This is a genomic window from Bacillus sp. MYb78 (genome assembly GCF_002975115.1).
Classification (GTDB): Bacteria; Bacillota; Bacilli; order Bacillales; family Bacillaceae_G; genus Bacillus_A; species Bacillus_A cereus.
Window position 1 is genome coordinate 87,243 of the sequence record NZ_PCOB01000015.1, and the last position, 26,995, is coordinate 114,237.

The following is a 26,995-nucleotide window of genomic DNA, read 5'->3' on the forward strand; positions in this document are numbered from 1 at the left end:
TCATTCCGTATTACCTAGTTTAATAAAGTTAATGAATAATTTAATAGAATGATAGGAATGAACGTTCATTCCGAAAGGGTTTTCAAAAGAATAGGAATGAATATTCATTCCGCGTGTAAATTTCATAATGGGAGATGATTTAAATGAGCAAGTTAAAAAGTTGGAGAAGTTTATCTTTTCTATTATGGATAGTTATTACTATTACAATGGTTGTAACGATGCCTAATATGGATAAATTAGTGAAGGAAAAAGGGAAAATTACAATCCCTAATACAGAACAAAGCAGCATTGCTGACAAGATGATTAAAGAGATGGATAAAGAAGGGGTTGAAAAGTATGAAATTATAGCCGTTTTTAATAGTGGCAATAAGGCAGCTTTAACAGATGAACAAAAGAAGGAAATAACAAAAACGATCAACGCCCTGCAAAATGAAAAAGAGCAATTAGGAATTAAGGAAGTTGTTTCGCATTTAGATAATAAAGACTTGGAGAAACAATTAGTTTCTAAAGATAATACGACTATTTTAACGCAAATATCGATAGATAAAAAACATGGTGAAATATCAAGGGTTTCAAATAATCTGCATGAAAAGGTGCAAACGAAAGGAGTAAAAACGTATTTAACAGGAAGTGACTTAATAGCGGGTGATTTTCTTAAATCCTCTCAAGAGGGAGTGAAAAAGACAGAAGTTATTTCAATCATTTTCATTCTTGTAGTATTAATCCTCGTATTTCGTTCACCAGTTGTTCCGATTGTTTCTCTTCTTACAGTCGGTGTGTCGTATTTAGTTTCAATGGGGATTATTGCTCAGCTTGTAGATCAATTTAATTTCCCATTTTCAAACTTTACACAAGTGTTCGTAGTCGTCGTCCTCTTTGGAGTAGGAACAGATTATAACATTTTATTATATACGAGGTTTAAAGAAGAATTAAGTAAACAAGAAAATGCATTTTGGGCCACGAAAGAAACATTTAAATCGGCAGGTAAAACCGTATTATATAGCGGTATAGCGGTGCTAATTGGTTTTGCATCACTTGCATTAGCGAATTTTAAATTATATCAATCTACTTCAGCGGTAGCAATTGGTGTTTTAGTATTACTACTCGTATTAACGACTTTAAATCCATTTTTTATGGTGCTTTTAGGAAAAGGAATGTTTTATCCAGTTAAAACATTTAAAGGTCATGAGGATAGTCGCTTATGGGGATTCTTTGCGAAAAACTCAGTAGCAAGGCCATTTGTCGCTTTAATCATCGTATTTGTAATATCGATTCCTTTCATATTAAAATACTCTAATACACTAAATTACAATGATTTATTTGAAGTAGATAATAAGTATGAATCAAAGATGGGTATTAACGTAATAGAGGATCATTTTCCGCCTGGTTTCTCTTCACCGAGTACATTAGTCATTCAATCTGATAAAAAGCTGGATGAAGGAACTTCTCTACAAATTTTAGACGAATTAACTGATAAAATTTTGAAAGTTAAAGGTGTATCAGAAGTATATGCACCAACACGTCCAACTGGTGAGAAGATAAAAGAATTATATTTAAATAAGCAAGCGGGAGAATTGAATACAGGATTAGGAGATGCCGATGGTGGCATAAAGGAAATTAATGATGGATTAACGGATGCGAAAAATAAAATGGGAAGTAATGATTCAAATAGTCTTGCGAATGTTCAAAAATTAATTGATGGAACGAACGAGGCGAAAAACGGGGTAGCAGCATTAGGAACAGCTTTACATCAATTATCAAATGGCATAAACGACGGTGCACAAGGAGCACAGCAAATTGAGAGTGGCTTAGCTTCAGTAAACGAAAATATAAATGTTCTATCTAATGCAACGTCGCAGCTGCATGCTGGCTATGCACAGTTAGAAAAAGGTTTAAGCTCTTACGATCAGTACTTCGGAAGCATTTCTCAAGCAATTGATGGTGCGAAAAAGGGATATGAACAAATTGAAATGTTAATGACCAATTTCGTTCAAACGAAACCAGAACTAGCGAATGATTCAAACATACAACAAACGATAGGGATTGCTAAAGAAGCTCAAAAACAATTAAATGTACTTTCAAAAGAATTAAATCAATTAGCAACGCAACATAAAGCAGCGATGAGTTCATTTAAAGAAGCGAATCAATCGTTACTGAAAGTGGATAACGGCTTAAAAGAAATGAACAATGGAATTAATAAGTTACAAAAGGGAGCAGCGGATCTTAAAAATGGATTAAATGAAGGTTCTGCAGGTTCAAAACAAATTGCGAATAAATCAGCTGAGTTACAATCTGGATTAACGAAAATAAACGATGGGCAAGGGCAACTTTTAACGGGCCTTAAAGACCTGCAGGAAAAGATGGGGCAATTACAATCCGGTTTATCTAAAAGTACAGAAGGGCTTGGAAAAGTAAGCAATGGCCTGCATGACGCGCAGAAATATTTAGGGGAGCTCAATGAATCGAAAAGCTCTGAGAAGTTTTATATTCCAAAAGAAGTGTTAGAGGGAGAAGATTTCCAAAAAGCATTGAACACGTACATGTCACAAGATAGAAAGATTGCTAAAATGACCATCATTTTAGATGTAAATCCGTATTCAAAAGAAGCAATGCCGATTATTCAAGAAATCAATAAAACAATCGAAGGCACTGTAAAGGGAACGGAATTAAAGGATGCGAAAACAGCAATTGGCGGAACAACAGCTAGAAACGTTGATTTAAAAGAAGTAACGGGGCAAGATTTCTTACGTACAGCTACGATTATGTTATTTGGAATTGCGATTGTATTAATGGTAATTACACGTTCATTATTAAATACAATATATATTATTGGCTCATTACTATTAGCGTACTTTGCATCGCTTGGTATAAGCGAACAAATTAGTGCACATGTATTACATGTAGAGTCATTAAGCTGGAATGTTCCATTCTTTAGCTTCATTATGATTGTCGCTTTAGGAGTGGATTATAGTATTTTCGTAATGATGCGCTATAACGAGGTAGAAGGGGATTCGGTAACGAAAATTATAACTGCATCTCGTCATATAGGAGGAGTTGTATTATCAGCGGCGCTAATTTTAGTAGGGACATTTGCAGCATTAATCCCTTCAGGTGTATTAACACTTATACAAGTAGCATCAGTTGTTGGCGTTGCACTATTACTATTAGCTTTAATCGTGATGCCGATATTGTTACCTGCTTTAATGGGGTTAACGAGTAAATTGAAGAGTTATAAAGAAAAGATAATAAATACGAAATAAGTGAAGACTGTAGGGGATGATTTCTCTACAGTTTTTCTATATATAAAATTTCAAATAAAAAATGAATCCAATGTATTACAGAATGAGAAGTGAATGGTTATATGAGAAAGAGGTCAATGATATACATACAATAGCTAGGGGAATGGATAAAAACTATCCGATTTCATTATAGAAAGGTAATCAACCGTTGCTATTCATCCAGCTTCTACTATATAATAGCTATAGTCTACAATAATTGAGTCGTAATATGCGATTTTTTAAGACAATCGGTGAGAAAACGCTGAAATAAGCGGTATTAGTAGGAGGACACAAATGATTACAGTAAGTAACGTTAGTTTGCGTTTCGCGGATCGCAAATTATTTGAAGATGTTAACATAAAATTCACGCCAGGTAACTGCTACGGTTTAATCGGAGCAAACGGTGCTGGTAAATCAACATTTCTAAAGATTTTATCTGGAGAAATTGAACCATCAACAGGTGATATACATATTACGCCAGGTGAGCGTCTAGCAGTATTAAAACAGAACCACTTCGAATATGAAGAGTTCCCAGTATTAGAAACAGTAATTATGGGTCACACGCAACTTTACAAAGTAATGCAAGAGAAAAATGCTATTTACATGAAAGAAGACTTTAGTGATGAAGATGGAATGCGTGCTGCAGAACTTGAAGGTGAGTTCGCTGAGCTTAACGGTTGGGAAGCTGAGTCAGAAGCTGCAATCCTTCTAAAAGGTCTTGGTATTGGTGAAGATCTTCATGACAAAAAATTATCAGAATTGACTGGTGCAGAGAAAGTAAAAGTATTACTTGCTCAAGCATTATTCGGTAAACCTGATATTCTATTACTAGATGAGCCTACCAACCACTTGGACTTAAAAGCGATTCAATGGTTAGAAAACTTCTTAATGAACTTTGAAAATACAGTAATCGTTGTATCCCATGACCGTCACTTCTTAAATAAAGTATGTACGCACATGGCTGATCTTGATTTCGGTAAAATTCAACTTTATGTTGGTAACTATGACTTCTGGTATGAGTCAAGCCAATTAGCTTTAAAATTAACACAAGATGCTAATAAGAAAAAAGAAGAGAAAGTAAAAGAGTTACAAAACTTCATTGCACGCTTTAGCTCAAACGCATCTAAAGCGAAACAAGCAACTTCTCGTAAAAAATTATTAGATAAAATTACATTAGATGATATTAGACCATCATCACGTCGTTACCCATTCGTTGGCTTCACACCTGAGCGTGAAATAGGAAATGACTTATTAACTGTTGAAGGCCTTTCTAAAACAATTGATGGCGAAAAAGTGTTAGATAATGTGTACTTCACTTTAAATAAAGGTGATAAAGTTGCATTTATCGGTCGTAACGATATCGCGATGACAACATTATTTAAAATCCTTATGGGTGAAATGGAGCCAGATAGCGGTTCATTCAAATGGGGTGTTACAACATCTCAATCTTACTTCCCAAGAGATAACTCTAAGTACTTTGAGAACAGTGACTATAACTTAGTTGATTGGTTACGCCAATTCTCTCCACAAGATGAGTCAGAAAGCTTCTTACGTGGTTTCTTAGGCCGTATGTTATTCTCAGGTGAAGAAGTTAAGAAGAACGTTTCTGTATTATCTGGAGGCGAAAAAGTTCGTTGTATGTTATCTAAAATGATGTTAAGTGGTGCGAACGTAATTACACTTGACGATCCAACGAACCACTTAGACCTTGAGTCTATCACTGCATTAAACAACGGTTTAATTGCTTTCAAAGGTACAATGTTATTCACATCTCATGACCATCAGTTCGTACAAACAATTGCAAACCGCATTATCGAAGTAACACCAAACGGTGTAATCGATAAAGAGGCAACTTACGATGAGTACTTAGAAAATGAAGAACTTCAAAAACAAGTAGATGCAATGTACAAAGGTCAATAATATATCATGAAAAAACTCGCTCTTTTTAGAGCGAGTTTTTTTGTCGAGAAAACATAACACCACTGGTAGGGTAAATGAATAATTATTCAAATATAACATTAGTGAACATGAGGGTTTTTCATGTATGGAAGAGATGTAATGAATTTAAGATTTAGTTGAAGTAGGGAAATGTAAGATGAGCGATATAATTAAATAACATTATTTTGTCATGTGAAATATGTACCAAAATTGGAGATAGAATAGTTTGCGAATGAGTTTATAAAGGTATATAGTATGGGATGTCATAATTAGTGGATGAATCTTGGGAGAAAACAGGAAATGTTACAAATTTATTTTGTTAAATAGAAACCAAGGTCAAAATGTTTAAAAAGAAATAGTTGAATAAATACTAGCTTCAAATTATAATTACTAATATTCTTCATATAGTTAAATAAAGATAATCTATTTGAAGAAGAAAATTTGAATAGAGAGACAGACTTATAAAAAATAAGCCTTGGATGATTAAAAGAGGTGGAGAAATGAAACAGTTCTTATTAAAGAGCAAAAGTGTGTTAAGCAATCATTTTGGATTCTTTCTGTTTGCCGTTATTTTATTTTGGCTCAAAACATATGCCGCGTATGTAACGGAATTTAATTTAGGAATTTCAAACACAATCCAAAAATTCTTGCTGTTTTTCAACCCGCTTAGTTCAGCAGTTCTATTTTTAGGACTTGCATTATTTGCAAAAGGGAAACGATCTTATATTTGGTTAATCGTTATCAACTTGTTATTGTCGATTCTTTTATACGCAAACGTAGTATACTATCGCTTTTTCAGTGACTTTATTACGTTCCCGACATTAACACAAACGAATAACTTTGGAGATTTAGGTGGTAGTATTCTTGCGTTGCTACATCTTTATGATCCACTATACTTTTTAGACACGATTATATTAATTGTGTTAGTCGCAACAAAATTTGCAAATCCAAAACCAATTCGTGTTGCGAAGCATAAATTATCTCTAGTATTTGTAGCAGGTATTTTATTATTCAGTGTTAACTTAGGTCTTGCAGAGTCTGACCGTCCTGAATTATTAACAAGAACGTTTGACCGTAATTATATTGTGAAATATTTAGGGGCATACAACTACACAATTTATGATGGAATTCAAAGTGCGAAAGCATCGACAGAACGAGCATTAGCTGATGGCGATAATATGACAGAAGTACGAAATTATTTAACATCAACTTATGCAAGTCCAAATCCTGAGTATTTCGGTAAAGGAAAGGGAATGAACGTAATTTATATTCATTTAGAGTCATTCCAAAACTTCTTAATTGATTACAAATTAAATGGTCAAGAAGTTACACCGTTCTTAAACTCATTTACAAAAGATGCGAATACACTATACTTTGATAACTTCTTCCATCAAACAGGACAAGGGAAAACATCTGATGCGGAGTTTATGTTAGAGAATTCAATGTTTGGTTTACCGCAAGGTTCTGTCTTTACAACGAAATCTCATAATACGTATCAATCAGCACCAGCTATTTTAGGACAACAAGGATACACATCAGCAGTATTCCACGGTAACTACAAAACATTCTGGAACCGTGACGATATTTATAAATCATTTGGTTTTAATAAATTCTTTGATGCGTCATACTACGATATGAATGAAAAAGACGTAGTAAACTACGGATTAAAAGATAAACCGTTCTTTAATGAATCTATTCCGTTATTACAAACGTTGAAACAACCTTTCTATACGAAATTTATTACGTTATCGAACCATTTCCCTTATCCAATTGATAAGGCAGAAGCAACGATTGAACCAGCAACAACAGGTGATTCATCAGTAGATACGTACTTCCAAACAGCACGCTATTTAGATGAATCTGTAAAAGGCTTCATCGATTACTTGAAACAATCTGGTTTATATGATAACTCAATTATCGTTATGTACGGAGACCATTACGGTATTTCAGATAATCATAACGCAGCAATGTCAAAAGTAATGGGTAAAGAAATGAACTCATTTGAAAATGCACAGTTACAACGTGTACCTTTAATCGTTCGTGTACCAGGAGTGAAAGGTGGCGTACAACATCAATATGGCGGTGAAATTGACGTTCTTCCTACGTTATTACACTTACTAGGTACAGATACGAAAAACTATGTTCAATTCGGTTCAGATTTATTATCACCAGAGCATAAACAAGTCGTTGCGTTCCGTAACGGTAACTACGTAAGCCCAACTGTTACTGCACTAAACGGCAAATACTATGATACAACAACTGGAAAACCTGTAGAATTTACAGATGAAATAAAGAAAAATGAACAAATGGTTCAAAACTCACTAAAATACTCTGACCAAGTCGTAAATGGTGACTTATTACGATTCTACACACCGGAAGGATTCACTCCAGTAGATCGTTCGAAGTATAACTATAACAATCGTGATAAAAACAAAACGAAGGTAAAAACGACTCCGGAAGGGGAAGCTAAATAATAAAAGGCGCTATTCATATGAATAGCGCTTTTTATTTGTAAATATACCATCATTATTAGACAGAACTAGCTGTTGCTTTTTGTTTTGCTTTTCCGAAGAAAAATACACCGACGATGATAATAATGATAAATGCCCATTTAATGAAAGGGTTACTTTCGAAAAATCCAGCAAACCATTTCTCATCTACAATCATTTTTGCAGCAGTATAAGCTAAAACCGCTGCTCCAATCGTAATGATGACAGGAAAACGATCCACCCATTTTAAAATCAATGTACTGCCCCATACGACTACAGGAATAGAAACTAATAGACCAATGATTACTAAAGAAAAGTTACCATGGGCAGCTCCTGCAACAGCGAGTACATTATCAATGCCCATTAACGCATCAGCGATAATAATGGTTTTAATAGCAGACCAAAATCCTTCTTCGGCTTTAATATCATGATTTTTACCCTCAGCAATCAACTTGTAAGCGATCCATATAAGAAGTATACCGCCAATTAGGAGTAAACCAGGTATTTTTAATAACCAAACGACAACTAAGGTAGCGAGGGCTCTAATAGCGATTGCCCCGACAGTACCCCATATAATAACTTTTTTTTGTTGGTCTTTCGGTAATCTTCTTGCTGCTAATCCAATTACGATGGCATTATCTCCGGCTAACACTAAATCGATTACAATGATGGCAAGCAAGGCAGACAAATATTCAGATGAGAGAAACTCCATATACATATCACTCCTTATGGTTAATATGTGCTAAAGTGTTGATAATATAAAAAGGGTTGAAATTTTATATTCAATCCATAATTTCTTACTATATTTTGATAAATCTGTTTTAATTTCGTATAAGTCGCTTTTGCAATCTTTTTTGTTTTTCGATTCTTTTTCTTAATTTTCGATTCATCTTTTTAATACGGTTTTCTTTTCTACTATCCCAGTTATCACTTCTGATTTCATTAATAGATGTATCTTCCTTAGCGCGAAAACGCCTTACTTTTTTTACGAAGGAAAGGGGAATGTTGCCGATAACACCTTGTTTTTCTAACGAATCCTCTTTATCTAGACACCAATCAGGATGAGATAATAAATAATCGAAATCAAATATTATCTCGTATTTTTTATCCATATATGTATACCATTCATCTAAAGTACACTTATTTTTTGTATGTAAATATATTGATCCATCAGTCATAGCACAGCACCAATAGTCAAAATAGCTCCATAGTACCCATTCTTTCGGTACATCTAGTGTCAAAATTACCATTTTTGAATTTGTTCTACCCCAAGCTTTATGATTTCGATTTGGATAATTATTTGCTTCCCAGACCCAAATAGGATAGTTACCTTCGTAATGAGGCAATCTTGTTTTAGCAACGCGCACCATCCAGTCATATGAATATAAATCGTCTGGATCGATGAATTCTTTATTACCTTCTAAATAACCAAGTTTCTTAAATTGTTTCCAAGCTTCTTCAGTTTGTACTGTATATACGATCATATGGCACCTACTTATTTAAACTAAATTTTAGTATAACATGTGATTTTGAATTTTTATTGATATTAGAGAAGGGGGAATTTGAGTCGAATATACGAAGAGTAATTCCCAAAACGACAAAAAGACTTGATTCCCAGCTAAAGGGAATCAAGTCTTTTCATTACATACGATTATCATGCCAGAAGTTTAATGGGAAATGTTCGTTCTCATTATATGCTTCTAATTCATATCCTTTTTCTTTCAGTCCTTTAATAATTCCAGGTACTGCTTTTACTGATTGTGGATGAATATCATGCATAAGGATAACTTCTGTTGGATTTGTAGCACCATGTAACACGTTCTCTACAATTTTAGCAGATGCAGCATCAACTTGCATTTTGTTGTATTTCCAGTCTAAAGAATCAATTGTCCAATCCCAAACTTTTAAGCCATTTTCTACAACTTTGTTGCGAAGAGCTTCGTTTAATCCTGGCATAGAGCCGTAAGATGGACGAGTTAATACTGGTGATTTACCTAAAACACCAGCGATTAAGCCTTGGTCTTCCTTCATTTCATCTACGTAATGACCTTCTGTGTAAAGTTTCTTGTAGTTATGAGTCATACTGTGCATCCCAACGTAGTGGCCTTCAGCATCTTCGCGTTTTACAAGATCAGGGAAAGCTTTTACGTTTGAACCAATTAGGAAGAATGTTGCTTTTGCATTTTCTTTCTTTAACATATCTAAAAGCTCAGCTGTGTATTTTCCAGGACCATCATCAAATGTTAAATAAGCGACTTTTCTAACTTGCCCGTTATAATGTTTAGGAGCTTCTTTCGGAGCAAGAGATGTTTGAATCTCACTTACAAGTTGAACAGATTTTGCTTCATCCTCTGTACTAGCTAGAGCAGTATGTACTGATCCCAAAGCCGCTTCGTATGTGAATAATACCCCCGCACAAACTAACATAGCCCTTTTTACTAAAGTTGTCATTCGAATTCCATTGTGCATAATTTTCCTTCTCTCTATAAAAGTTCTACTCTACTATATTAGCAATTATAGGTAGGGAAATGCAAAAAAACTTTTTTACAAGTGTAAAAAAGTTTACTCAAAAGTATGCAAGATTTTATATCAATTGCAGTTTTGAAAAATAGGATGAATTTAAACTTTATTATTTAAACTTTCAATCATCAAATTTAAATCTTCTAATAAGGATGCATGCGCTTTTTTAGGAGAACCTGTATCAAAGGGAGGCTGAGGGTCGTATTCTAACATGAGTTGAACTGCTTTGCTTTTTTCATCTCCAAATTCCCAAGCTATTAACTGAAGGGCCATATCAATACCTGCAGATACACCAGCAGCTGTTATAATTTTTTCATGGCGCACGAATCTCTCTTCAGTTGGAATAGCTCCGAGAGAACGAAGTAAGTTAAAACAGCTCCAATGACTAGTAGCATTAACACCATTTAGTAGACCAGTAGCACCTAAGATTAAGGAGCCCGTACATACAGTTGTAGTCCACTTTGTCGTTTTATGTGTTTGGAGAATCCAATTAAGAGTTTCTTCATCCTTCATAAGTTGTGTAAAGTTAGGCGGACGACATCCAGGAATAACAAGAATATCTGCTGAAGTAATTTCATTAAAATTGTAATCAGCATGTAAATAGCCCATTTTCGAATCTAATTTTATTAATCCCTTCGTTTTAGCAACAAATTTTATGTTGTTGTTGCTTTCTGCAGTAAATACTTCGTATGGACCAATAGCATCTAATGCAGTAATTCCATCATAGAGCATAATAACGATTTCCATTAAAACCTCTCCTTTATTTGTTACGAATTGAATCTAGTAACGATAAGGAAGATAAAATTATTGAATATTCTTTTATCGTTACTTTAAATATACTATACCTCTAATGTGTATCGCTTAGTGCAACTATGTCAAAGGTGTGACGAAATCTATGAATAGGTTCATTTATTTTGAAAAGATGTATTCACTTATTTAATGGGTAAAAGTTTAATTTACTTGGAATTTCTATTAAAAACGATATGCAACTTTCACAGAAAGAAGAAATGAAAAATATAGTACTTAGGCTAAAGTCTTAAAACGAAAGGAGACTAATCATACTTTCGTATCATTTCATTTTCATTCCAATTATTGATTCGAATATTTTTGCTTTTTATTAAAATATTGGTAAAGAAACAATTACATGAAAAAAGGAGTGGGAATATGGATAATTATATTTGCACTACATGTGGAGTACAGTATCCCGAAAATGAAGAAGCACCTTCTCGCTGTAAAATTTGTAATGAGGAAAGACAATATGTTAATCCAATTGGGCAGTCATGGACAACATTAGAAACGATGCAAAATAGCAATTTATACAAAAACGAAATAATAAAAGAAGAAAGCGGTTTGTATAGCATTACTACTAAACCTAAATTTGCGATTGGACAAACAGCATTTTTAATACAAAGTAAAACTCTAAATGTTATGTGGGATTGCATTAGTTATTTAGATGATAAAACGATAAAACGTATATATGATTTAGGTGGTATTCAAGCAATAGCACTTTCTCATCCACATTATTACTCTACACAAGTTAAATGGGCGGAAACATTCAATGTACCTATTTATATTCATGAAGATGATAAAGAGTGGGTGGTTCGTCCGAGTAAGCAAATTAAATTTTGGTCTGGGGAGCATCTGATATTATCGGAAGAACTTACATTGCATCGCTTAGGAGGCCATTTTAAGGGTGGAACTGTTATACATTGGAAAGACGGTAATGAAGGGAAAGGTATTTTGTTATCAGGTGATATTATACAAGTAGTTTCGGATCGAAAATGGGTAAGTTTTATGTATAGTTATCCCAATCTCATTCCATTACCAGCGAATACAGTTAGAGATATGGCAGAGAAGGTAAAAGATATCCAATTTAGTCGACTATATAATGCATTTCATGGTGTGGTGGAAGATGCGAATAAAGCTGTACAAAGATCTGCTGATCGGTATATAAAGGCCCTGCAAGGAGAACTATTTCATACGTAATAGCTTGTAATTCATCTCTACATTTATATAACTAATTTTATATGAATTTTATACTAAAGTCCTATTGTTTATTAACTAATAGGTCTTTCAACTTAGGAAGTTCACACTAATGAGGGATGTTAAAGGGAATATATGTAACCTATACTAATTACTATAAAGCTTTGGAAAATGAAAAGGAGGAGATTTGCATGAAGAATTGGGTTCAATTTAGAATTGCAAGACCAACAGATAAATTTGAAGAAGTGATAAGTTTTTATGAAACAGGATTAGGTTTAAAACGTATAGGGGAATTTCACAATCATGAAGGATATGATGGGGTTATGTTTGGCTTACCAGATGAAGAGTATCATTTGGAGTTTACTACACATGTTAATGGAAGTCCATGTCCGGCACCGACAAAAGATAATTTACTAGTTTTTTATATGCCTAATAAAGATGAAATTGAAAAGATAGTGAATCGATTAAGTAATATGGGCTATCATGAGGTGGAACCAGAAAACCCGTATTGGATAGAGAAAGGAACCACAATAGAGGATCCAGATGGTTGGAGAATTGTGCTTATGAATGCATCTGAATAAGGAAACTATTTTCATATGAAATAGAGTGTAACAAAATGATTTAGACATAAATCCCTACAGTGTTTGTAGGGATTTTTATATAAGAAGATCTTATTGAGAGAGTTATTAAAATGTAGAAAGTATTTTGGCTGAGAACAAATGTAATAAACATAATTTATGAAGGAGGTATAAAAGTATGATAGTAAACTATTTTGAAGAGTTTTCTAAACATGTTGGAAATACACCTCTCATGAAATTAAAATGCGAAGAAACGAAGGACCTTTCTATCTATGCTAAATGTGAATGGCACAATCCTACAGGATCGATTAAGGATAGGGCAGCACTTGGAATGATTAATAAATATTTACAAGAAGCGGACAAAAAACAAAATATTTTAGAGTATAGTGGTGGAAGCTTAGCGAGGTCAATTGGGTGTATTTGTAATTATTTAGGGATTCAATGCATGTTAGTTTTAAGTTCTGGAACCGGTAAATCTCTATTAAATGAACTTGATCGTTATGGTGCTAACGTAATCTTAGTTGATAAATGTAAAGGGTTCTACGCAGTAATTGAGAAAACAGTAGAGATTAGTAAACAAAATCCAGAATTATACTTTTTATTCCAACATTATAATAATGCAAATCTAGTAAGTCATATAGAAGGTACAGGGCGAGAAATTATTGCACAAATGATTGGAAAACCAATACATGCATGGGTAGCATCTGCTGGTACTGGTGGAACTCTAATGGGAGTCTATACAGCAATAAAGAATTATACAAAAAATGTTGAACTACATTTAGTAATGCCTGCTGAATTGCCTTATGGTTCGGAACAACCACCAAATGATTTAAAGAAATATGCTGGATCAGGTGGGTTCGGCTTAGGAAGGAAACAACATTTCATAGAACAGGAAGAAAATTTGATAGAAAAACAATGGACTTATTCATATGAAGATACCCTGTATGAAATGGCACGTTTTTACAAAGATACTGGTATAAAAATAGGAACTTCTGCGGCAGCGAATTTATTAGCAGCTAAACAAATTGGGAAAGAAAAAGGTGCGAATTTTAATGTAGTTACAGTTTTTCCGGACGCAGGGTCAATAGAAGAGTGGTCAGATGTAAAAAATTTAGTTGAAAAAATAGGTGATTGAGAGGACCATTAAAAGTTCTTTCGTAGTTTATATCTTATTCTACGCAAAATTGATACCATTAAAAAACTGTATGTTTAACATGTACAGTTTTTTAATGGTGTAGCTGTGCAAAGTTTAGAAATTTCACATACCGTATTTTAAAAATAAATATAGGAAAACCGAAAAGTAATGTAGAATATATCGTACATACATATATACAGTCAACATAAAAGATAAAGAGGTGGGTATATGTTACTTGAGGAAGTAATGCAGCAACTAGAGGAATATGGAACAGAACAAAATCGTAAAACGTATAAAAACCACGGAGCGAAAGAGCCACTATTCGGAGTTAGTTTTGCAAATTTAAAATTGTTAAAAAAGAAAATAAAAAAAGATCACGATTTAGCAGTTGAATTGTGGGAAACAAAAAATATGGACGCGATGACATTAGCAACTTATATTTTAGACCCGAAGAATATAACAGCAGAACAGCTTAATAGTTGGGTTCAGGATGTTGATTATTATTGTTTAATGGATGTTTTTATGACATCTATATGTACTTCGCCAATTGCAATAGAAAGAATGGAAGAGTGGACAAAGTCTAATGATGAATGGATTGGAAGAGCTGGCTGGTCTTTATTAGCAAATATATCGATTAAAAATAAAGCGTTACATGATGATTTCTTCTCTCCATACTTAGAAGAGATTAAAGAAAATATACATAATGAAAAAAATAGAAAAAAAGAAGCGATGAATAGTGCTTTAATCGCAATAGGAATTCGTAATGAAGACTTAGAGCGACAAGCGATTGAAATTGCACGTGAAATTGGAAAAGTAGAGGTTGATCACGGTGCAACATCATGTAAAACACCAGATGCAGAAAGCTATATAAAAAAAGCGAGAGAAAGAGCTCAAAAAAAGAAAGTGAAATAAGAAAAGAGGAACGGCTATGAAACCAATTGAAGCAGCACAAAGCATAATTACATCACAATTTCCGAATTGTGATGTAGCTTTACTCGGTGGAAGCGTTGCACGAGGAGAAGCGACGAAAACATCTGACCTTGATATTGTAATAGTTGACCAAAGTTTAACTTCTTGTTATAGAGAATCTTTCTATAGTAATGGATGGCCTGTTGAGGTGTTTGTTCATAATTTTACAACATATAAAACCTTTTTCAAAATGGATTGTGATCGAGGGAGACCGTCGTTACCACAATTAGTTTCAGAAGGGGTTGCATTAAAAGGGGAAAAGGAAATTGTTGAGAAATTAAAAAAAGAAGCGAATGATTTACTACATAAAGGACCAGCTAAATGGACCGAAGAAACGATTAAGCAGAAGCGATATTTTATTACGGATACTTTAGATGACTTTATTGGTGCAACAAAAAGAGAAGAAGAATTGTTTATCGCTAATTTATTAGCGGATTTAGTACATGAATATGTATTAAGAGTAAATGGTAGGTGGCTTGGGAGTTCAAAATGGTTTATTAGAGTGCTAAGAAGATATGATGAGCAATATGCAAACAAATTTGTAGCGGCTTTTGATCATTTTTATAAAACGGGAGAGAAAAATGAATTAATTCATTTTATAGAAATGACGTTAGAACAGTATGGTGGAAGAGTGTTCGAAGGATTTTCTATTGGTAAATAAAAAGGGGAGAGAAAAATGAATGTACCATATGTTCAATTAAGAGAATTGACACTAGATGATGTAGAAGATCGCTATCAATGGTCGTTAGATAGCGATGTAACAAAGCATTTAGTCGTACCAGACCAATATCCTCCGTTCACTCGTGGAGATACGAGAATCTGGATTGAAGCTTGTATAAGCCGAAAAAATGGTTATGAACAAAGGGCGATCGTTACTGAGAAAGGTATACATATTGGATGGGTAGACCTTAAAAATTTTGATAAAACAAATAAAAATGCAGAACTAGGAATTGCGATTGGAAATAAAGACTATTGGGGTAAAGGATTTGGAATGGCAGCTCTAAACAGCATGTTACAAATAGGTTTTTCCCAGTTTGAATTGGAGAAAATTTGGTTACGTGTAGATGAAGATAATACACAAGCTAAAAAGAGTTATGAAAATGCCGGATTTGTATGCGAAGGGTTAATGAGAAATGATCGATTGAGACAGGGAAAGTTCATTCATCGCTATCGTTACAGTATATTAAAAGAAGAGTATGAATCAAAAAATAATAACCTATAAAAATATTATGTCAATTAAAAAGGGGAAGATAAAATGATTCGATTACTTACAAAAGCGGATGCAAAACAATATTGGGAGTTACGTTTACAAGCACTACAAGTAAATCCAGAAGCATTTGTAACGACTTATGAAGAAGCAGTACGTCAAGAAAACCCTCTTGAACGCGTTGCTAGTAATCTTTCATCCAACAGTAGTTTTACATTTGGTGCTTTTAATAATGAAAATCGTTTAGTTGGGGTTGTTACTTTATTAACAGAAGAAAAGGACGCATATAAGCATAAAGGGCATATCGTTGCAATGTATGTAGATACTGAAAATCGAAGAAGTGGTCTTGCACGTGATTTAATACGTAAAGCAATTGAAAGGGCAAAAGAGATGAAGCTAGAGCAATTGAATTTAGGGGTTGTGTCAACGAACGAACCAGCCAAACGATTATATGAATCAATGGGATTTAAAACGTACGGAATTGAAAAAAGGGCTATAAAAATGAATGGTGTGTATAGTGATGATGAACATATGGTGTTGTTCTTTTAAGAGAGGAAGTTTTGTATGAAAGATCTCCATTTAGAAAGAAATCTGGACCCTCAAGTAGCGATTTTGTATGCGACGGTTGCTGATACGTTTAATAGATTGCAAAGGTTAGTAGAAGGTACTGAAGAGAACGAACTATCCTATAAAGGGTCTGAAAATAATGAAAATAGTATTGGGCAGTTACTTCAGCATTTAGCAGTTGTCGATTTACATTGGGTGTATCGTTTCAAGGGAGAAGATGTTCCAACAGCATTTGAAAATAAATATGGTCCTATGTTGAATGAAGTAGGAGAAATACCGAGTTTAAGAAAATACACGTTGCAAGAGTTAATGCAAGATTATGAAGCAGTGCAAAAATTGTTTTATGAAGAATGTATGAAACTAACAGAAACTGATTTAACGCGGGAAGTTTTGTATGAAAAAGGGGAAAATGCGACTATAAGATGGGGAATTTGGCATATAGCAGATCATAATCGGTATCATCAAGCACATATAAGTCGATTGAGGAAATTATATAGAGAATATAAACTACATATTCTTTAATTTTTGAATGAACAAACGCCCCTAAATAATAATTAAAGGAGGCGTTTATTTTTATTTGTTTGCTTTTCTTCCCAAGCTATCATTAAATTTTTATGATAATCTTTTGGTTTTTCAATAGAAAACCAGTAAATTGAATGTGCAATAGTTGGTAGCCATCTTTTATGGCGGATTCGTATATTTTCATGGTGAGTATAATGGGTCGAGATTAAGGTAGATTTTGACCCTTGAAAATTTTGGTATGTAATATCCTTGATTTCATACCAATACACTTTATTCCCATGCAAATCTACTACAATTCCTTCATCAGCCCAATAGGAACCTATATCGTTTGCACGTGTTTTCCATAAGGTTAGGGCATACTTTAGTAGCCATAAGGAGAAAAATATTGAAATAATTCCTAGTAAATCAAATTCTTCCATTAAAGATAAAACACTTATTAGAAGGAAAACAACTCCGAAAGAAAGTACAAATAAAATAGATTGTATAGAGGCTCTGTATATTTTCAGTGTTATCACATCCATAGAAGTAACTTATTTTTAAAATTATTTCTGTTTAATGTTTTTATATTAAGTATAATAAATGAATGTATTATTATCTTTTTCATTGCAAGTGAATGGAAAGTGAAATGTAAGTTTGAATGTAGATTTTTCATCGCGTATACTAAAATATATGTTATAAAGATTAAAAATTAAATACAAGGGGTTTTACAATGAAAGCAATTGTTATAGGGATACTGGCATCATTTTTCTTTGCCTTTACCTTTGTTTTAAACCGGGCAATGGACTTAGAAGGTGGAAGCTGGATTTGGAGTGCATCATTACGGTATTATTTTATGGTTCCAATGCTATTACTTATTGTTATGTATAGAGGGAACTTAAAGCAACTCTTTCAATATATGAAAAACAATCCGAAAGAATGGTTAGTATGGAGTATCGTTGGATTTGGTCTCTTTTATGCACCGCTTAGTTTTGCTGGAGCGTTCGGACCAGGTTGGCTCGTTGCATCAACATGGCAAATTACAATCGTTGCAGGGATTTTGTTAACACCATTTTTTGCGGTGGATCCACTACATAAAAAACTTCCGATGAAGGAATTAGTTATGTCGGGCATTATTTTATTCGGTGTTGTTCTCATGCAAGTAGAACATGCTTCTTCATTAGGTATTCGTGAAACCGTTTTATGTGTAGTTCCTGTACTTATTGCAGCATTTGCGTATCCTCTTGGAAATCGAAAAATGATGCAAGTTTGTAAAGGGGAATTAGATGTATTTCAGCGAGTACTCGGTATGACATTAGCAAGTTTACCATTTTGGTTTTTATTATCTGGTTACGAAGTATCAACTGGCGGATTACCGTCAAGTAACCAAGTTTTTCAATGTTTTATTGTAGCAGTTAGTTCTGGGTTAATCGCGACAATATTATTTTTCTTTGCAACAGATCTTGTAAAAGATGATCCACAAAAACTAGCAACAGTGGAAGCGACGCAGTCTGGTGAAGTTTTATTTGCGCTAGTAGGAGAGCTGATATGGTTATCTGCACCAATTCCGTCATCTTTATCTTGGGTTGGTATGAGTCTCGTTATTATTGGAATGATACTTCATAGTTATGTGGCTGTCGTTGTAAAAAAAGAAGAAAAAATAACGGCGTAATGAGATTAGCTCTTTTTATTAAGAGTTAGTCTTTTTTCATAGAAAGGGATGAAAATATGAATTTACAGCGTGTTGAACAAATTGAAAAAGATTCAATATTAAATTTGCTACAATATGCCGTCGGTCCAAATGAAATAAGCTTAAAGAAGGCAGTAATATTTTATCAAAGTAATAAAGGGACTTTGTACAAATATGAAGAAAAAGCTTGTATAGGTATTGAAGTAATCGGAGTAACTAAAGCACGAGTATGTCATATAGCAGTGGCTTCAGATTATCGTCAAAAAGGAATTGCACTGCAAATGATTAAAGAAGTGGTAAGGATATATCAATTGACTTATATAGAAGCAGAGACAGACGATGGGGCGGTAGAATTTTATAAAAGAATTGGTTTTCAAGTTAAAGGTTTAGGAGAAAAATATATGGGAATCGAAAGATTTCATTGTTATTTGGAAAAATAGTATAAAAATATGCATATGGAGTATAGCTTGAAAAAATAAGATTTACATTTTTCTTCATTTAATAAAACTCTCGTTTATCATTCTCTACGATTTTAATAGAGTTTTGAGGCTTCAGTACACCCATATACATATTTTTGTAGTAATGAATATGATTAAGTTAAAAATTAAGAAAAATATGATAATATATTTATATAAAAGTTTAAATTTACGTGGCTAGTGAGGGAACCAATATGAAAATGAATGAAATAGTAGCAAGCACACAATTTCCAAATACAATCGAAACAATAACAAAAGATTTAAAAGCATTAGGAATCGAAAAAGGAATGACAATTATCGTTCATTCATCACTAAGTTCTATCGGATGGATATCTGGTGGTGCGGTTGCCGTAGTAGAAGCATTAATGAAAGTTGTTACGGAAGAAGGAACGATAATAATGCCAACGCAATCTTCGGATTTGTCCGATCCGAAACATTGGTCAAGACCACCTGTACCGGAAGACTGGTGGCAAATTATCCGAGATAACGTCCCTGCATTTGATTCACGTATAACCCCAACAAGGGGAATGGGTGAAATAGTTGAATGTTTTCGTACATATCCGAATGTAGTACGTAGTAATCATCCGTTAGGAAGTTTTGCTGCATGGGGAAAACATGCAGTAGAAATAACAATGAACCATTCATTATCAATGAGCTTTGGAGAAGAATCTCCATTAAGAAAAATATACGATTTAGACGGGTACGTATTATTAATTGGTGTTGGATATGATTCAAATACGTCTGTTCATTTATCCGAGGTGCGTACTGGTGCATGTGAGTTAATACAAGTAGGAGCACCTATTATAGAAAACGGTGAAAGAGTGTGGAAAGAGTTTGTTGAAATGGATTACGAATCTGAGAAGTTTGTAGAAATTGGTGTGGAGTTTGAGCGAAAAGGAACTGTAAAAAACGGGAAGATAGGGAATGCAACGTGTCGTCTAATGAAACAGCGTGATATAGTTGACTTTGGAACAGAATGGTTTCGTAAGAAAAATTAGTAAGGGATGGTTACAATGAAGGGGAAAAAGGTATTAATTACGAGCGGTGGTTGTCTAGAAAAATGGGATCAAGTACGTGGGCATACGAATATGGCTAAAGGTACAATCGGAAGGATAATCGCAGAAGAACTTATAGCTAAAGGGGCACATGTTATATATTTGCACGGTTATTTTGCGGAGAAACCTAGCGATGTACATAGAGGTTTAGAATTACATCCATTTGAAGGAATTGTTGATTTACAAGATAAAATGAAAAGTATCGTCACACATGAAAAGGTTGATGCAGTCATTATGGCAGCGGCTGGATCAGATTGGATTGTGGAGAAAATTTGTGATCAAGATGGTAATGTTCTTAATATGGACGGAAAAATTTCAAGTGATATAGCACCGATTATTCACTTTCAAAAGGCTCCAAAAGTATTAAAACAAATAAAAGAATGGGACCCAGAAACAGTACTTGTTGGTTTTAAACTTGAAAGTGATTTAAATGAAGAAGAACTGTTTGAAAGAGCGAAAAATAGAATGAAAGAAGCAAGGGCGAATGTAATGATTGCGAATTCACCACATTCTTTATATTCGCGCGGAGCTGTGCATTATGTAATTGGACAAGATGGTAAAGGGAAGTTGTGTAATGGGAAAGATGAAACAGCGAAAGAAATTGTCAAAAGCTTAGAGGTATTATGTAATCGTGTCACTGCTTTTTAAAATTAAGTTTTTAGATAAGAATGAATCCGCATAGTAATAAGTAAGCGAAACTTTAATTGGTGGGAATTTTACTTTTACACGAATGTGAAGCGTATATCAATCAAGAGCTATACACAGAATAATTGGTGAGGAGTGGATTCTATGGAACATTTATTAAAGCAAGCTATTAAACTTAGAAACGAAAAGAAATATGCGCAGTCTAAAGAGATGCTTATAGGATTAACAAACTTTACAAAGGATGCAGAAGTACTGTATCAGTGTGCGTGGATACATGATGTAATGGGGCTAGAAACAGAAGCAGTTCCGTATTATGAGCAGGCAATCGCAAATGGACTTGATGGCGAATCCCTTTGCGGTGCTTATATTGGTCTAGGAAGTACATATCGTTGTATAGGGGAATATGAAAAGGCAATTACAGTATTAGAAGCTGGGGTGAAAAAATTCCCAGAGAACGATCCGATGAAAGTATTTTTATCATTAGCAAAATATAACGTAAACGATCACGAGTCAGCGATGAAATTATTACTTGAAACTGTCGTGAAAGTAGAGGAAGTAAAAGAATTTGAACGTGCCATTTCATTTTATAAAGACCACTTAAATGAGGTTTTTAAATAAAGGAGTGAACGTATGAATGTTACACTATCGCGAAGGCAAAAAGGTATTTGGATTGGACTCGTCTCTTTAATTATGCTATCAAACTATTTATTGTATGCTCTTCCAATAGTACCAGCTGCGCCGAAAGAAGTTGTACTTGGGTCATTATTAGATTGCATGTTTGTCATTCCAATCATCACGTATTTCTTCATTATTCGAAAAAGGTACTCGTTAACGTATATAGTTCCTGTTGTAATAGCTGGTTATATTTTTGCAAGATTTATTATTCCAAGTGACTATTTACAAGATTTTTCATACGTTTCTTATATTATAATTGCAGGAGAAATTGCTTTTGTATGTTTAGAGTTATTCCTTCTATATAAAATTGTTAGAAAGCTTCCTACCATAATAAAAAAATATAAAGAATATAAAAGTGAGTACTCTTCATTTTCTTATGCAATTGATGCTGCGTTTGACGCTACTATGAAAAGAAATAAATTAATAGATATCATTGTAACGGAGTGTAAGTTAATCTATTATGCATTTTTATCGTGGCGTGAAAAAGTACCAGAAGGTGAATACGTATACTCATATCACAAAAAGACTGGTGCAATAGGTGTATATATCATGATCATCCATGCGACCTTAATAGAAAGTATTGGTTTTCATTATTTGCTACACCAGTGGAATCCAGTAATAGCATGGATTTTACTTATTTTAAATGTATACGCGATGATTTATTTTATAGCTGAAATACAAGCGATGCGTAAAAATCCACTTAACGTAACAGAAGAACAAGTAATCATTCAAATTGGATTAGGAAAGAAAATTGTTATACCATTTACACAAATTGATAATATTGCGTTCTACAAGGGTGATGAATTGCTAACGGCAAAAGAAGGGAAACAGGTATTGGATGCAACTGTTATGGAGTTCATAAAAGAACCTGCTACTTTTGAAATAACATTAAAAGAGCCAGTGAAAGCACAGTTGTTATATGGATTTTCTAAAACAGTAAGTCGTGTGCACTTAAATGTTGATGAAGAACGAAAATTTTATGATGCGGTTAAGGAAAAGTTAAAACATGAGTAATAGTGCTGTTAGTTACATAAAAACAAATAAGCTTCCGTTAGAAGTGAAAAAATATGAAACATGGATAGTGAAAAACTCTTTCTAAATAAGAAGGAGTTTTTCTTGTGTACTTGTATAAATCATTATATAAAAAACTATATACTTCTTTATCGTTAGATAAGTGAATATAATTGAGGATAGAACTAGTATAAGGGGAAACAAAATAATGAATAAGTTACTTACATCGAAAAGTGAAATTATAGAAAGAAAAATCCGGTATAACTCAACAATAGTAGATCACAATTGTTTATTACTTGAAAAGCAATCACAAAGTATCGTTTTATTTCACGAGGTGCAGTATTCATTTACAATGACTGCAAAAGATACTAAGTTAACAATCCCAAAAGGAAGTTATACAATCGCATATTATTGGAAAGATCGTCCGTACAATTTATACGTATGGAGAGATATAAAAGGGAAGTATTTAGGTTCCTATTTTAATATCGTAAAAAATACACAAATAAAAGACGAAGTGGTTTCCTTCGAAGATTTAATCATCGATATTATGGTACTTCCTAATGGAGAATACTTCATATTAGATGAGGATGAATTACCAGAATCATTAGGGAATTTCGAAGGTGGTTATGTGAAGAAAGCTCTTTATGGACTGAAAGAAATCATTCAAAAAGAGCTTCCACAAATAGTTTTGGAGACAGCCAGGGTGCAGAAGAACTAAAATTTAATTACATAAATATTTTGAATGGAAATGAGTAGTCTCAAGTTATATGGTCTAACTTTTTTGATAAATCTAAGGTTAGTAGCATATTTCTTGAGATTACTTTTTTTTGGTAGAAATTTTGTTGCTTAGTTATTAAATGGATTTAAAATTTATGAAATAATATTGACTGAATCAAGTTCAGTCGTTTATGATTGAATCAGATTCAGTCGTGGTAAAAACATTGTAGGAGATGACGTATGAAAAGAATATCAAAAGAACCAGATGTAAGACGCCAAGAGTTAATGGATATTGGTTTTGAACTATATATGAAAAATGGTATGAAAGGATTTGGCATAAAAGATGTTGTGAATCATGCAGGTGTAGCAACGGGCTTATTTTATTATTACTTCAAGTCTAAAGAGAATTTTGTTGATGAAGTTTTAAATGACTGTATTGTGAAAAATATGGAGTTAATTGAAGAAATACTTGTTTCAAATGAACGGTCTGTCATGCAAAAGATGAAAGATTCACTAGATATATTTTGGACATTTATTGAAAAGTTAGCACCCTATAAAAATGTGAGCTCGTTTCAGACGGAACAACATTTTCAACTGGAACAGAAATTATTCACACGTATGCAACCGTTAATTAGACAAGTAATTGAAGAGGGAGTAAACATAGGGGTTTTTTATACTGATAACTCATTATTAGCTTCTGGGTTTATTCTATACGGTCTTAGCAGTATTGCTCATTCAGAAGTAAAGTTGAATCTAGATACAAAACATGAAATGGTTAATTTAGTATTAACTACACTACGATACAATCAAAAGGAAGGAGAAAGTTTATGAAAATTATTATCGATGGAAATAATATCTCACAAGAGCAACTTATAAAATGGAAAAGAGAACGGATAAAAAAAGTATTATATACATTAGGACATAAAGAGCTTGAAATAAATGATACAGACGTCATGATAAAACAGCTAACGGAAATAAAGTTGCGATATACATACAATGAAATGTACGAAAAGTTGAAATCAAAACTTAGATTAAGTGCATTAGGTATGCGTATCTGTACTCTTTTATCTGGCGATAGACGAAAATTTTCAAAAACTAGTATTTATTTAGACGGGATTACAGCAGAAGTAGCTATACATGGAATTGATAGTTTGATGCTTGAACAATCACGTGAAAATAACAAAGTGAATTTATCTGCTTGTCCTGATCACTATGTACTAAGACCCTTTGGGGAAAATGAATTAGAGGTTATCGAAACTACTGGTAATTCTCCGTTTCCAGTTCAATTTTTCATTGTTTTTGGTGATGAAACTGGATTGAAAACACCGAGAGATAAATCTTATCAATACCAATCAACAGGTGTTGCACGTATGAAAGATGGTACTATTATTGGTGGAGTTCGACATCAATTTAAAGATACTAATACAGGGATAGAAGTAAGTCTAGTTGTTGAGTTCCCAGCCCTTTGTCCTAATAGTCTAATTAAATCCCATCAAATGCATTTAGCGTGTGAGTTTTCTTATTGGTTACAGTGGATTAAAGATCAGAAAAAATAGTAAGTAAACGATATCGTTTAAATAAACAAAAGTAAAATGTTCAAACAAATCATATGTATGTTTTAATAAAACCTAGTTGACTTATCGGAAATATTTGTATAATATGTACTTAATTCCATAACGTATTGCTGATTGGAGAAACCAAAGGCATTTTATCAACAGATAAAATGCCTTTGGTTTTTTTATTGCACAAATACTGAATCTGTTCATTTATATGAATCATTTTAAGGAGGGGAAGAAATGACTGTTTCAATTGATGGGGTATCAAAATATTTTTTGAAACAAACTGGTACGGTTCAAGTGCTAGAGAATATTAATTTTCAATTAGAGGAAGGGGATTTTGTTACAGTAATTGGTCCGAGTGGGTGCGGAAAAAGTACATTACTAAAAATTGTTGCAGGTCTAGATAATGATTTTGAAGGTGAAGTTGTTATTGACGGGGAGCCTATCTTAAAAACGAGCAAGAAACAAGGTTTTATTTTTCAAGAACATAGGCTTTTTCCATGGTTAACAGTTGAAGAAAATATAGCGGCAGATTTGTCGTTAAAAGATAAGTATGTGAAAGATAAGGTGAGAGAATGGGTTGAAATCGTTCGGTTAGATGGCTTTGAAAAATCGTATCCGAAAGAAATTTCAGGCGGGATGTCACAACGTGTTGCGATAGCGAGAGCGTTATTAAGAGATCCAAATGTATTATTACTTGATGAACCTTTTGGAGCGCTGGATGCTTTTACTCGAAGTCATTTACAAGAAGTATTGCTAAATATTTGGGAGCAGAAGAAAACAACAATGATATTCGTTACACATGATATAGACGAAGCGATATATCTTTCAAACCGAATCATCATTATGAGTGCAAAACCAGGGAAAATACATAAAGTGATTGAAAATAATTTGCCTTATCCGCGAAATAAAACTTCTCAATCGTTCCAACAACTTCGAACGAAAGTATTACAGCAGTTTGAATATGGAGGGTTGATTCAAACAAGTATATAGGAAAAGGGTGATTTTATATGTATAAAAAATTTAAAATTCTTTCTTTTGCTTTAGCTATATCAGTATTTTTATTAGGATGTGAAAAAAGTACAGTAAGTAGTAAGAAAGAAGATGTAACAATACAAATTGGTATACAGCAAGGATTAAGCCCGCTATTACTAGCAAAGAAAAAGGGATGGTTTGAAGAGGAGTTTAAAAAAGAAGGAGTTAAAGTGAAATGGACAGAGTTCCAAAGTGGACCTCCTTATTTTGAAGCAATCGCATCAAACCGGTTAGACTTTGGTGAAGTAGGGAATTCTCCAGTCATTTCAGCGCAAGCAGCAGGTATTGGATTTACCGAAATCGCCAATACAAGTTATGCGAGAAAAGGAACTGGAATTCTCGTTCAAAAAGATAGCAAGATTGCGAGTGTAAAAGATTTAAAAGGTAAAAAAATTGCAGTAGCAAAAGGAAGTAGTGCCTTTAATTTATTATATCGAGCGCTTGATAAAGAAGGTATTGATGCAAAAGATGTAAATGTCATTCAATTACAACCAGATGAAGCGCAGCCTGCATTCGAATCAGGATCAGTAGATGCATGGGCGATTTGGGACCCTTTCATATCATTACATACGTTAAATAAAGGTGCGAAGGTGATTGCAGACGGTGAAACATTAAATGTCTCTTCACCAGAATTTTTAATTACGAGGACAAAATTTGCGAAAGAACATCCAGAATTAGTTGAGAAATTCCTCAAAGTTTATGAGAAAGCACGTGTATGGCAAGAGGCTAACTTAGATGAAGCAATAAAAGTGTACACTTCTGTAAAAAAGATAGATGCAGAGATTGTAAAAGAAGTGTTTAATCATGACAAACCAATTTTAGTTCCGGTAACGAAGGAAATAATAGCAGAACAACAAAAGACAGCGGATTTTCAATATAAGATCGGTTCTATAAAGAAAGAAATTAAGACGGAAAAAGTTGTAGATAATTCTTTCGTAGAAAAAGCATTGAAAGCGAAGTGAAAAGAGGT

General features: G+C 33.5%; 27 protein-coding genes. 22 read left to right on the plus strand and 5 right to left on the minus strand.

Features of this window, described 5'->3' with window-relative positions; translation table 11 throughout:
• Window positions 1-143 precede the first annotated feature (143 nt).
• The 3 genes from CQ064_RS23495 to ltaS all read left to right on the plus strand — a co-directional run bounded on the left by CQ064_RS23495 (window position 144) and on the right by ltaS (window position 7,690).
• Complete coding sequence (locus CQ064_RS23495) at window positions 144-3,260, plus strand: MMPL family transporter (protein WP_000040289.1); 3,117 nt, start codon at window positions 144-146, stop codon at window positions 3,258-3,260.
• A gap of 312 nt (window positions 3,261-3,572) precedes the next feature.
• On the plus strand, window positions 3,573-5,198 hold the full coding sequence (locus tag CQ064_RS23500; protein WP_000633860.1) for an ABC-F family ATP-binding cassette domain-containing protein: 1,626 nt from the start codon (window positions 3,573-3,575) through the stop codon (window positions 5,196-5,198).
• Between the two features lie 518 nt (window positions 5,199-5,716).
• Window positions 5,717-7,690, plus strand: a complete 1,974-nt coding sequence (gene ltaS / locus CQ064_RS23505) for a lipoteichoic acid synthase (RefSeq protein ID WP_000808748.1) — start codon at window positions 5,717-5,719, stop codon at window positions 7,688-7,690.
• Window positions 7,691-7,745: 55 nt separating this feature from the next.
• Here ltaS and CQ064_RS23510 read toward each other — a convergent pair whose 3' ends face one another.
• The 4 genes from CQ064_RS23510 to CQ064_RS23525 all read right to left on the minus strand — a co-directional run bounded on the left by CQ064_RS23510 (window position 7,746) and on the right by CQ064_RS23525 (window position 10,972).
• Window positions 7,746-8,417, minus strand: coding sequence for a TerC family protein (locus CQ064_RS23510; RefSeq protein WP_000395168.1), 672 nt, complete (start codon window positions 8,415-8,417; stop codon window positions 7,746-7,748).
• Between the two features lie 109 nt (window positions 8,418-8,526).
• Window positions 8,527-9,189, minus strand: coding sequence for a DUF3841 domain-containing protein (locus CQ064_RS23515; RefSeq protein WP_000637700.1), 663 nt, complete (start codon window positions 9,187-9,189; stop codon window positions 8,527-8,529).
• Between the two features lie 157 nt (window positions 9,190-9,346).
• Entirely contained in the window at window positions 9,347-10,174 is an 828-nt protein-coding gene (locus CQ064_RS23520) for a peptidoglycan-N-acetylglucosamine deacetylase (RefSeq protein WP_000551449.1), read from the minus strand.
• A gap of 150 nt (window positions 10,175-10,324) precedes the next feature.
• Window positions 10,325-10,972 carry a DJ-1/PfpI family protein gene (locus CQ064_RS23525; protein WP_000407026.1) on the minus strand — a complete coding sequence of 216 codons (648 nt, stop codon included), beginning with the start codon at window positions 10,970-10,972 and terminating at the stop codon, window positions 10,325-10,327.
• A gap of 417 nt (window positions 10,973-11,389) precedes the next feature.
• Between CQ064_RS23525 and CQ064_RS23530 the strand changes: the two genes are divergently transcribed.
• The 8 genes from CQ064_RS23530 to CQ064_RS23565 all read left to right on the plus strand — a co-directional run bounded on the left by CQ064_RS23530 (window position 11,390) and on the right by CQ064_RS23565 (window position 17,186).
• The gene (locus CQ064_RS23530) at window positions 11,390-12,211 is read left to right on the plus strand and encodes an MBL fold metallo-hydrolase (protein ID WP_000371019.1); all 822 of its coding nucleotides are present in this window, start codon (window positions 11,390-11,392) and stop codon (window positions 12,209-12,211) included.
• Between the two features lie 188 nt (window positions 12,212-12,399).
• The gene (locus CQ064_RS23535) at window positions 12,400-12,789 is read left to right on the plus strand and encodes a VOC family protein (RefSeq protein WP_000800670.1); all 390 of its coding nucleotides are present in this window, start codon (window positions 12,400-12,402) and stop codon (window positions 12,787-12,789) included.
• 175 nt (window positions 12,790-12,964) lie between these two features.
• Complete coding sequence (locus CQ064_RS23540; RefSeq protein WP_000636848.1) at window positions 12,965-13,921, plus strand: PLP-dependent cysteine synthase family protein; 957 nt, start codon at window positions 12,965-12,967, stop codon at window positions 13,919-13,921.
• 228 nt (window positions 13,922-14,149) lie between these two features.
• Window positions 14,150-14,833, plus strand: a complete 684-nt coding sequence (locus CQ064_RS23545; protein WP_000923451.1) for a DNA alkylation repair protein — start codon at window positions 14,150-14,152, stop codon at window positions 14,831-14,833.
• A gap of 16 nt (window positions 14,834-14,849) precedes the next feature.
• Window positions 14,850-15,551 carry a nucleotidyltransferase domain-containing protein gene (locus CQ064_RS23550; protein WP_000802433.1) on the plus strand — a complete coding sequence of 234 codons (702 nt, stop codon included), beginning with the start codon at window positions 14,850-14,852 and terminating at the stop codon, window positions 15,549-15,551.
• Window positions 15,552-15,566: 15 nt separating this feature from the next.
• A complete protein-coding gene (locus CQ064_RS23555) occupies window positions 15,567-16,112 on the plus strand; it encodes a GNAT family N-acetyltransferase (RefSeq protein WP_001102507.1) in 546 nt (181 codons plus the stop codon).
• Between the two features lie 33 nt (window positions 16,113-16,145).
• Complete coding sequence (locus tag CQ064_RS23560; RefSeq protein WP_000620322.1) at window positions 16,146-16,646, plus strand: GNAT family N-acetyltransferase; 501 nt, start codon at window positions 16,146-16,148, stop codon at window positions 16,644-16,646.
• A 15-nt stretch (window positions 16,647-16,661) separates the two neighbouring features.
• Window positions 16,662-17,186 carry a DinB family protein gene (locus CQ064_RS23565; protein ID WP_000653846.1) on the plus strand — a complete coding sequence of 175 codons (525 nt, stop codon included), beginning with the start codon at window positions 16,662-16,664 and terminating at the stop codon, window positions 17,184-17,186.
• A gap of 32 nt (window positions 17,187-17,218) precedes the next feature.
• Here the strand turns inward: CQ064_RS23565 and CQ064_RS23570 are convergent, their stop codons facing one another.
• Window positions 17,219-17,605, minus strand: coding sequence for a hypothetical protein (locus tag CQ064_RS23570; RefSeq protein WP_000390804.1), 387 nt, complete (start codon window positions 17,603-17,605; stop codon window positions 17,219-17,221).
• Window positions 17,606-17,895: 290 nt separating this feature from the next.
• Between CQ064_RS23570 and CQ064_RS23575 the strand changes: the two genes are divergently transcribed.
• The 11 genes from CQ064_RS23575 to CQ064_RS23625 all read left to right on the plus strand — a co-directional run bounded on the left by CQ064_RS23575 (window position 17,896) and on the right by CQ064_RS23625 (window position 26,987).
• Entirely contained in the window at window positions 17,896-18,834 is a 939-nt protein-coding gene (locus CQ064_RS23575; protein WP_000644593.1) for a DMT family transporter, read from the plus strand.
• A 56-nt stretch (window positions 18,835-18,890) separates the two neighbouring features.
• Window positions 18,891-19,292: a GNAT family N-acetyltransferase gene (locus CQ064_RS23580; RefSeq protein ID WP_001053319.1), complete on the plus strand. Its 402-nt coding sequence runs from the start codon at window positions 18,891-18,893 to the stop codon at window positions 19,290-19,292.
• Window positions 19,293-19,522: 230 nt separating this feature from the next.
• The gene (locus CQ064_RS23585; RefSeq protein ID WP_000783341.1) at window positions 19,523-20,326 is read left to right on the plus strand and encodes an AAC(3) family N-acetyltransferase; all 804 of its coding nucleotides are present in this window, start codon (window positions 19,523-19,525) and stop codon (window positions 20,324-20,326) included.
• A 15-nt stretch (window positions 20,327-20,341) separates the two neighbouring features.
• Window positions 20,342-21,031, plus strand: a complete 690-nt coding sequence (locus CQ064_RS23590) for a phosphopantothenoylcysteine decarboxylase domain-containing protein (protein ID WP_000676701.1) — start codon at window positions 20,342-20,344, stop codon at window positions 21,029-21,031.
• A gap of 141 nt (window positions 21,032-21,172) precedes the next feature.
• Window positions 21,173-21,646, plus strand: coding sequence for a tetratricopeptide repeat protein (locus CQ064_RS23595; RefSeq protein WP_000400637.1), 474 nt, complete (start codon window positions 21,173-21,175; stop codon window positions 21,644-21,646).
• A 12-nt stretch (window positions 21,647-21,658) separates the two neighbouring features.
• Window positions 21,659-22,717, plus strand: coding sequence for a hypothetical protein (locus CQ064_RS23600; RefSeq protein WP_001103383.1), 1,059 nt, complete (start codon window positions 21,659-21,661; stop codon window positions 22,715-22,717).
• Between the two features lie 205 nt (window positions 22,718-22,922).
• Window positions 22,923-23,432: a ribonuclease FAU-1 family protein gene (locus CQ064_RS23605; RefSeq protein ID WP_001037889.1), complete on the plus strand. Its 510-nt coding sequence runs from the start codon at window positions 22,923-22,925 to the stop codon at window positions 23,430-23,432.
• 239 nt (window positions 23,433-23,671) lie between these two features.
• On the plus strand, window positions 23,672-24,262 hold the full coding sequence (locus CQ064_RS23610) for a TetR/AcrR family transcriptional regulator (protein WP_000822622.1): 591 nt from the start codon (window positions 23,672-23,674) through the stop codon (window positions 24,260-24,262).
• Window positions 24,259-24,987 carry a hypothetical protein gene (locus tag CQ064_RS23615; protein WP_000691335.1) on the plus strand — a complete coding sequence of 243 codons (729 nt, stop codon included), beginning with the start codon at window positions 24,259-24,261 and terminating at the stop codon, window positions 24,985-24,987. Before CQ064_RS23610 ends, CQ064_RS23615 begins: the two co-directional genes overlap by 4 nt.
• A 240-nt stretch (window positions 24,988-25,227) precedes the next feature.
• The gene (locus tag CQ064_RS23620; protein WP_000218576.1) at window positions 25,228-25,983 is read left to right on the plus strand and encodes an ABC transporter ATP-binding protein; all 756 of its coding nucleotides are present in this window, start codon (window positions 25,228-25,230) and stop codon (window positions 25,981-25,983) included.
• Between the two features lie 17 nt (window positions 25,984-26,000).
• Window positions 26,001-26,987, plus strand: a complete 987-nt coding sequence (locus CQ064_RS23625; protein WP_000276913.1) for an aliphatic sulfonate ABC transporter substrate-binding protein — start codon at window positions 26,001-26,003, stop codon at window positions 26,985-26,987.
• The last annotated feature ends 8 nt before the right edge of the window (window positions 26,988-26,995 follow it).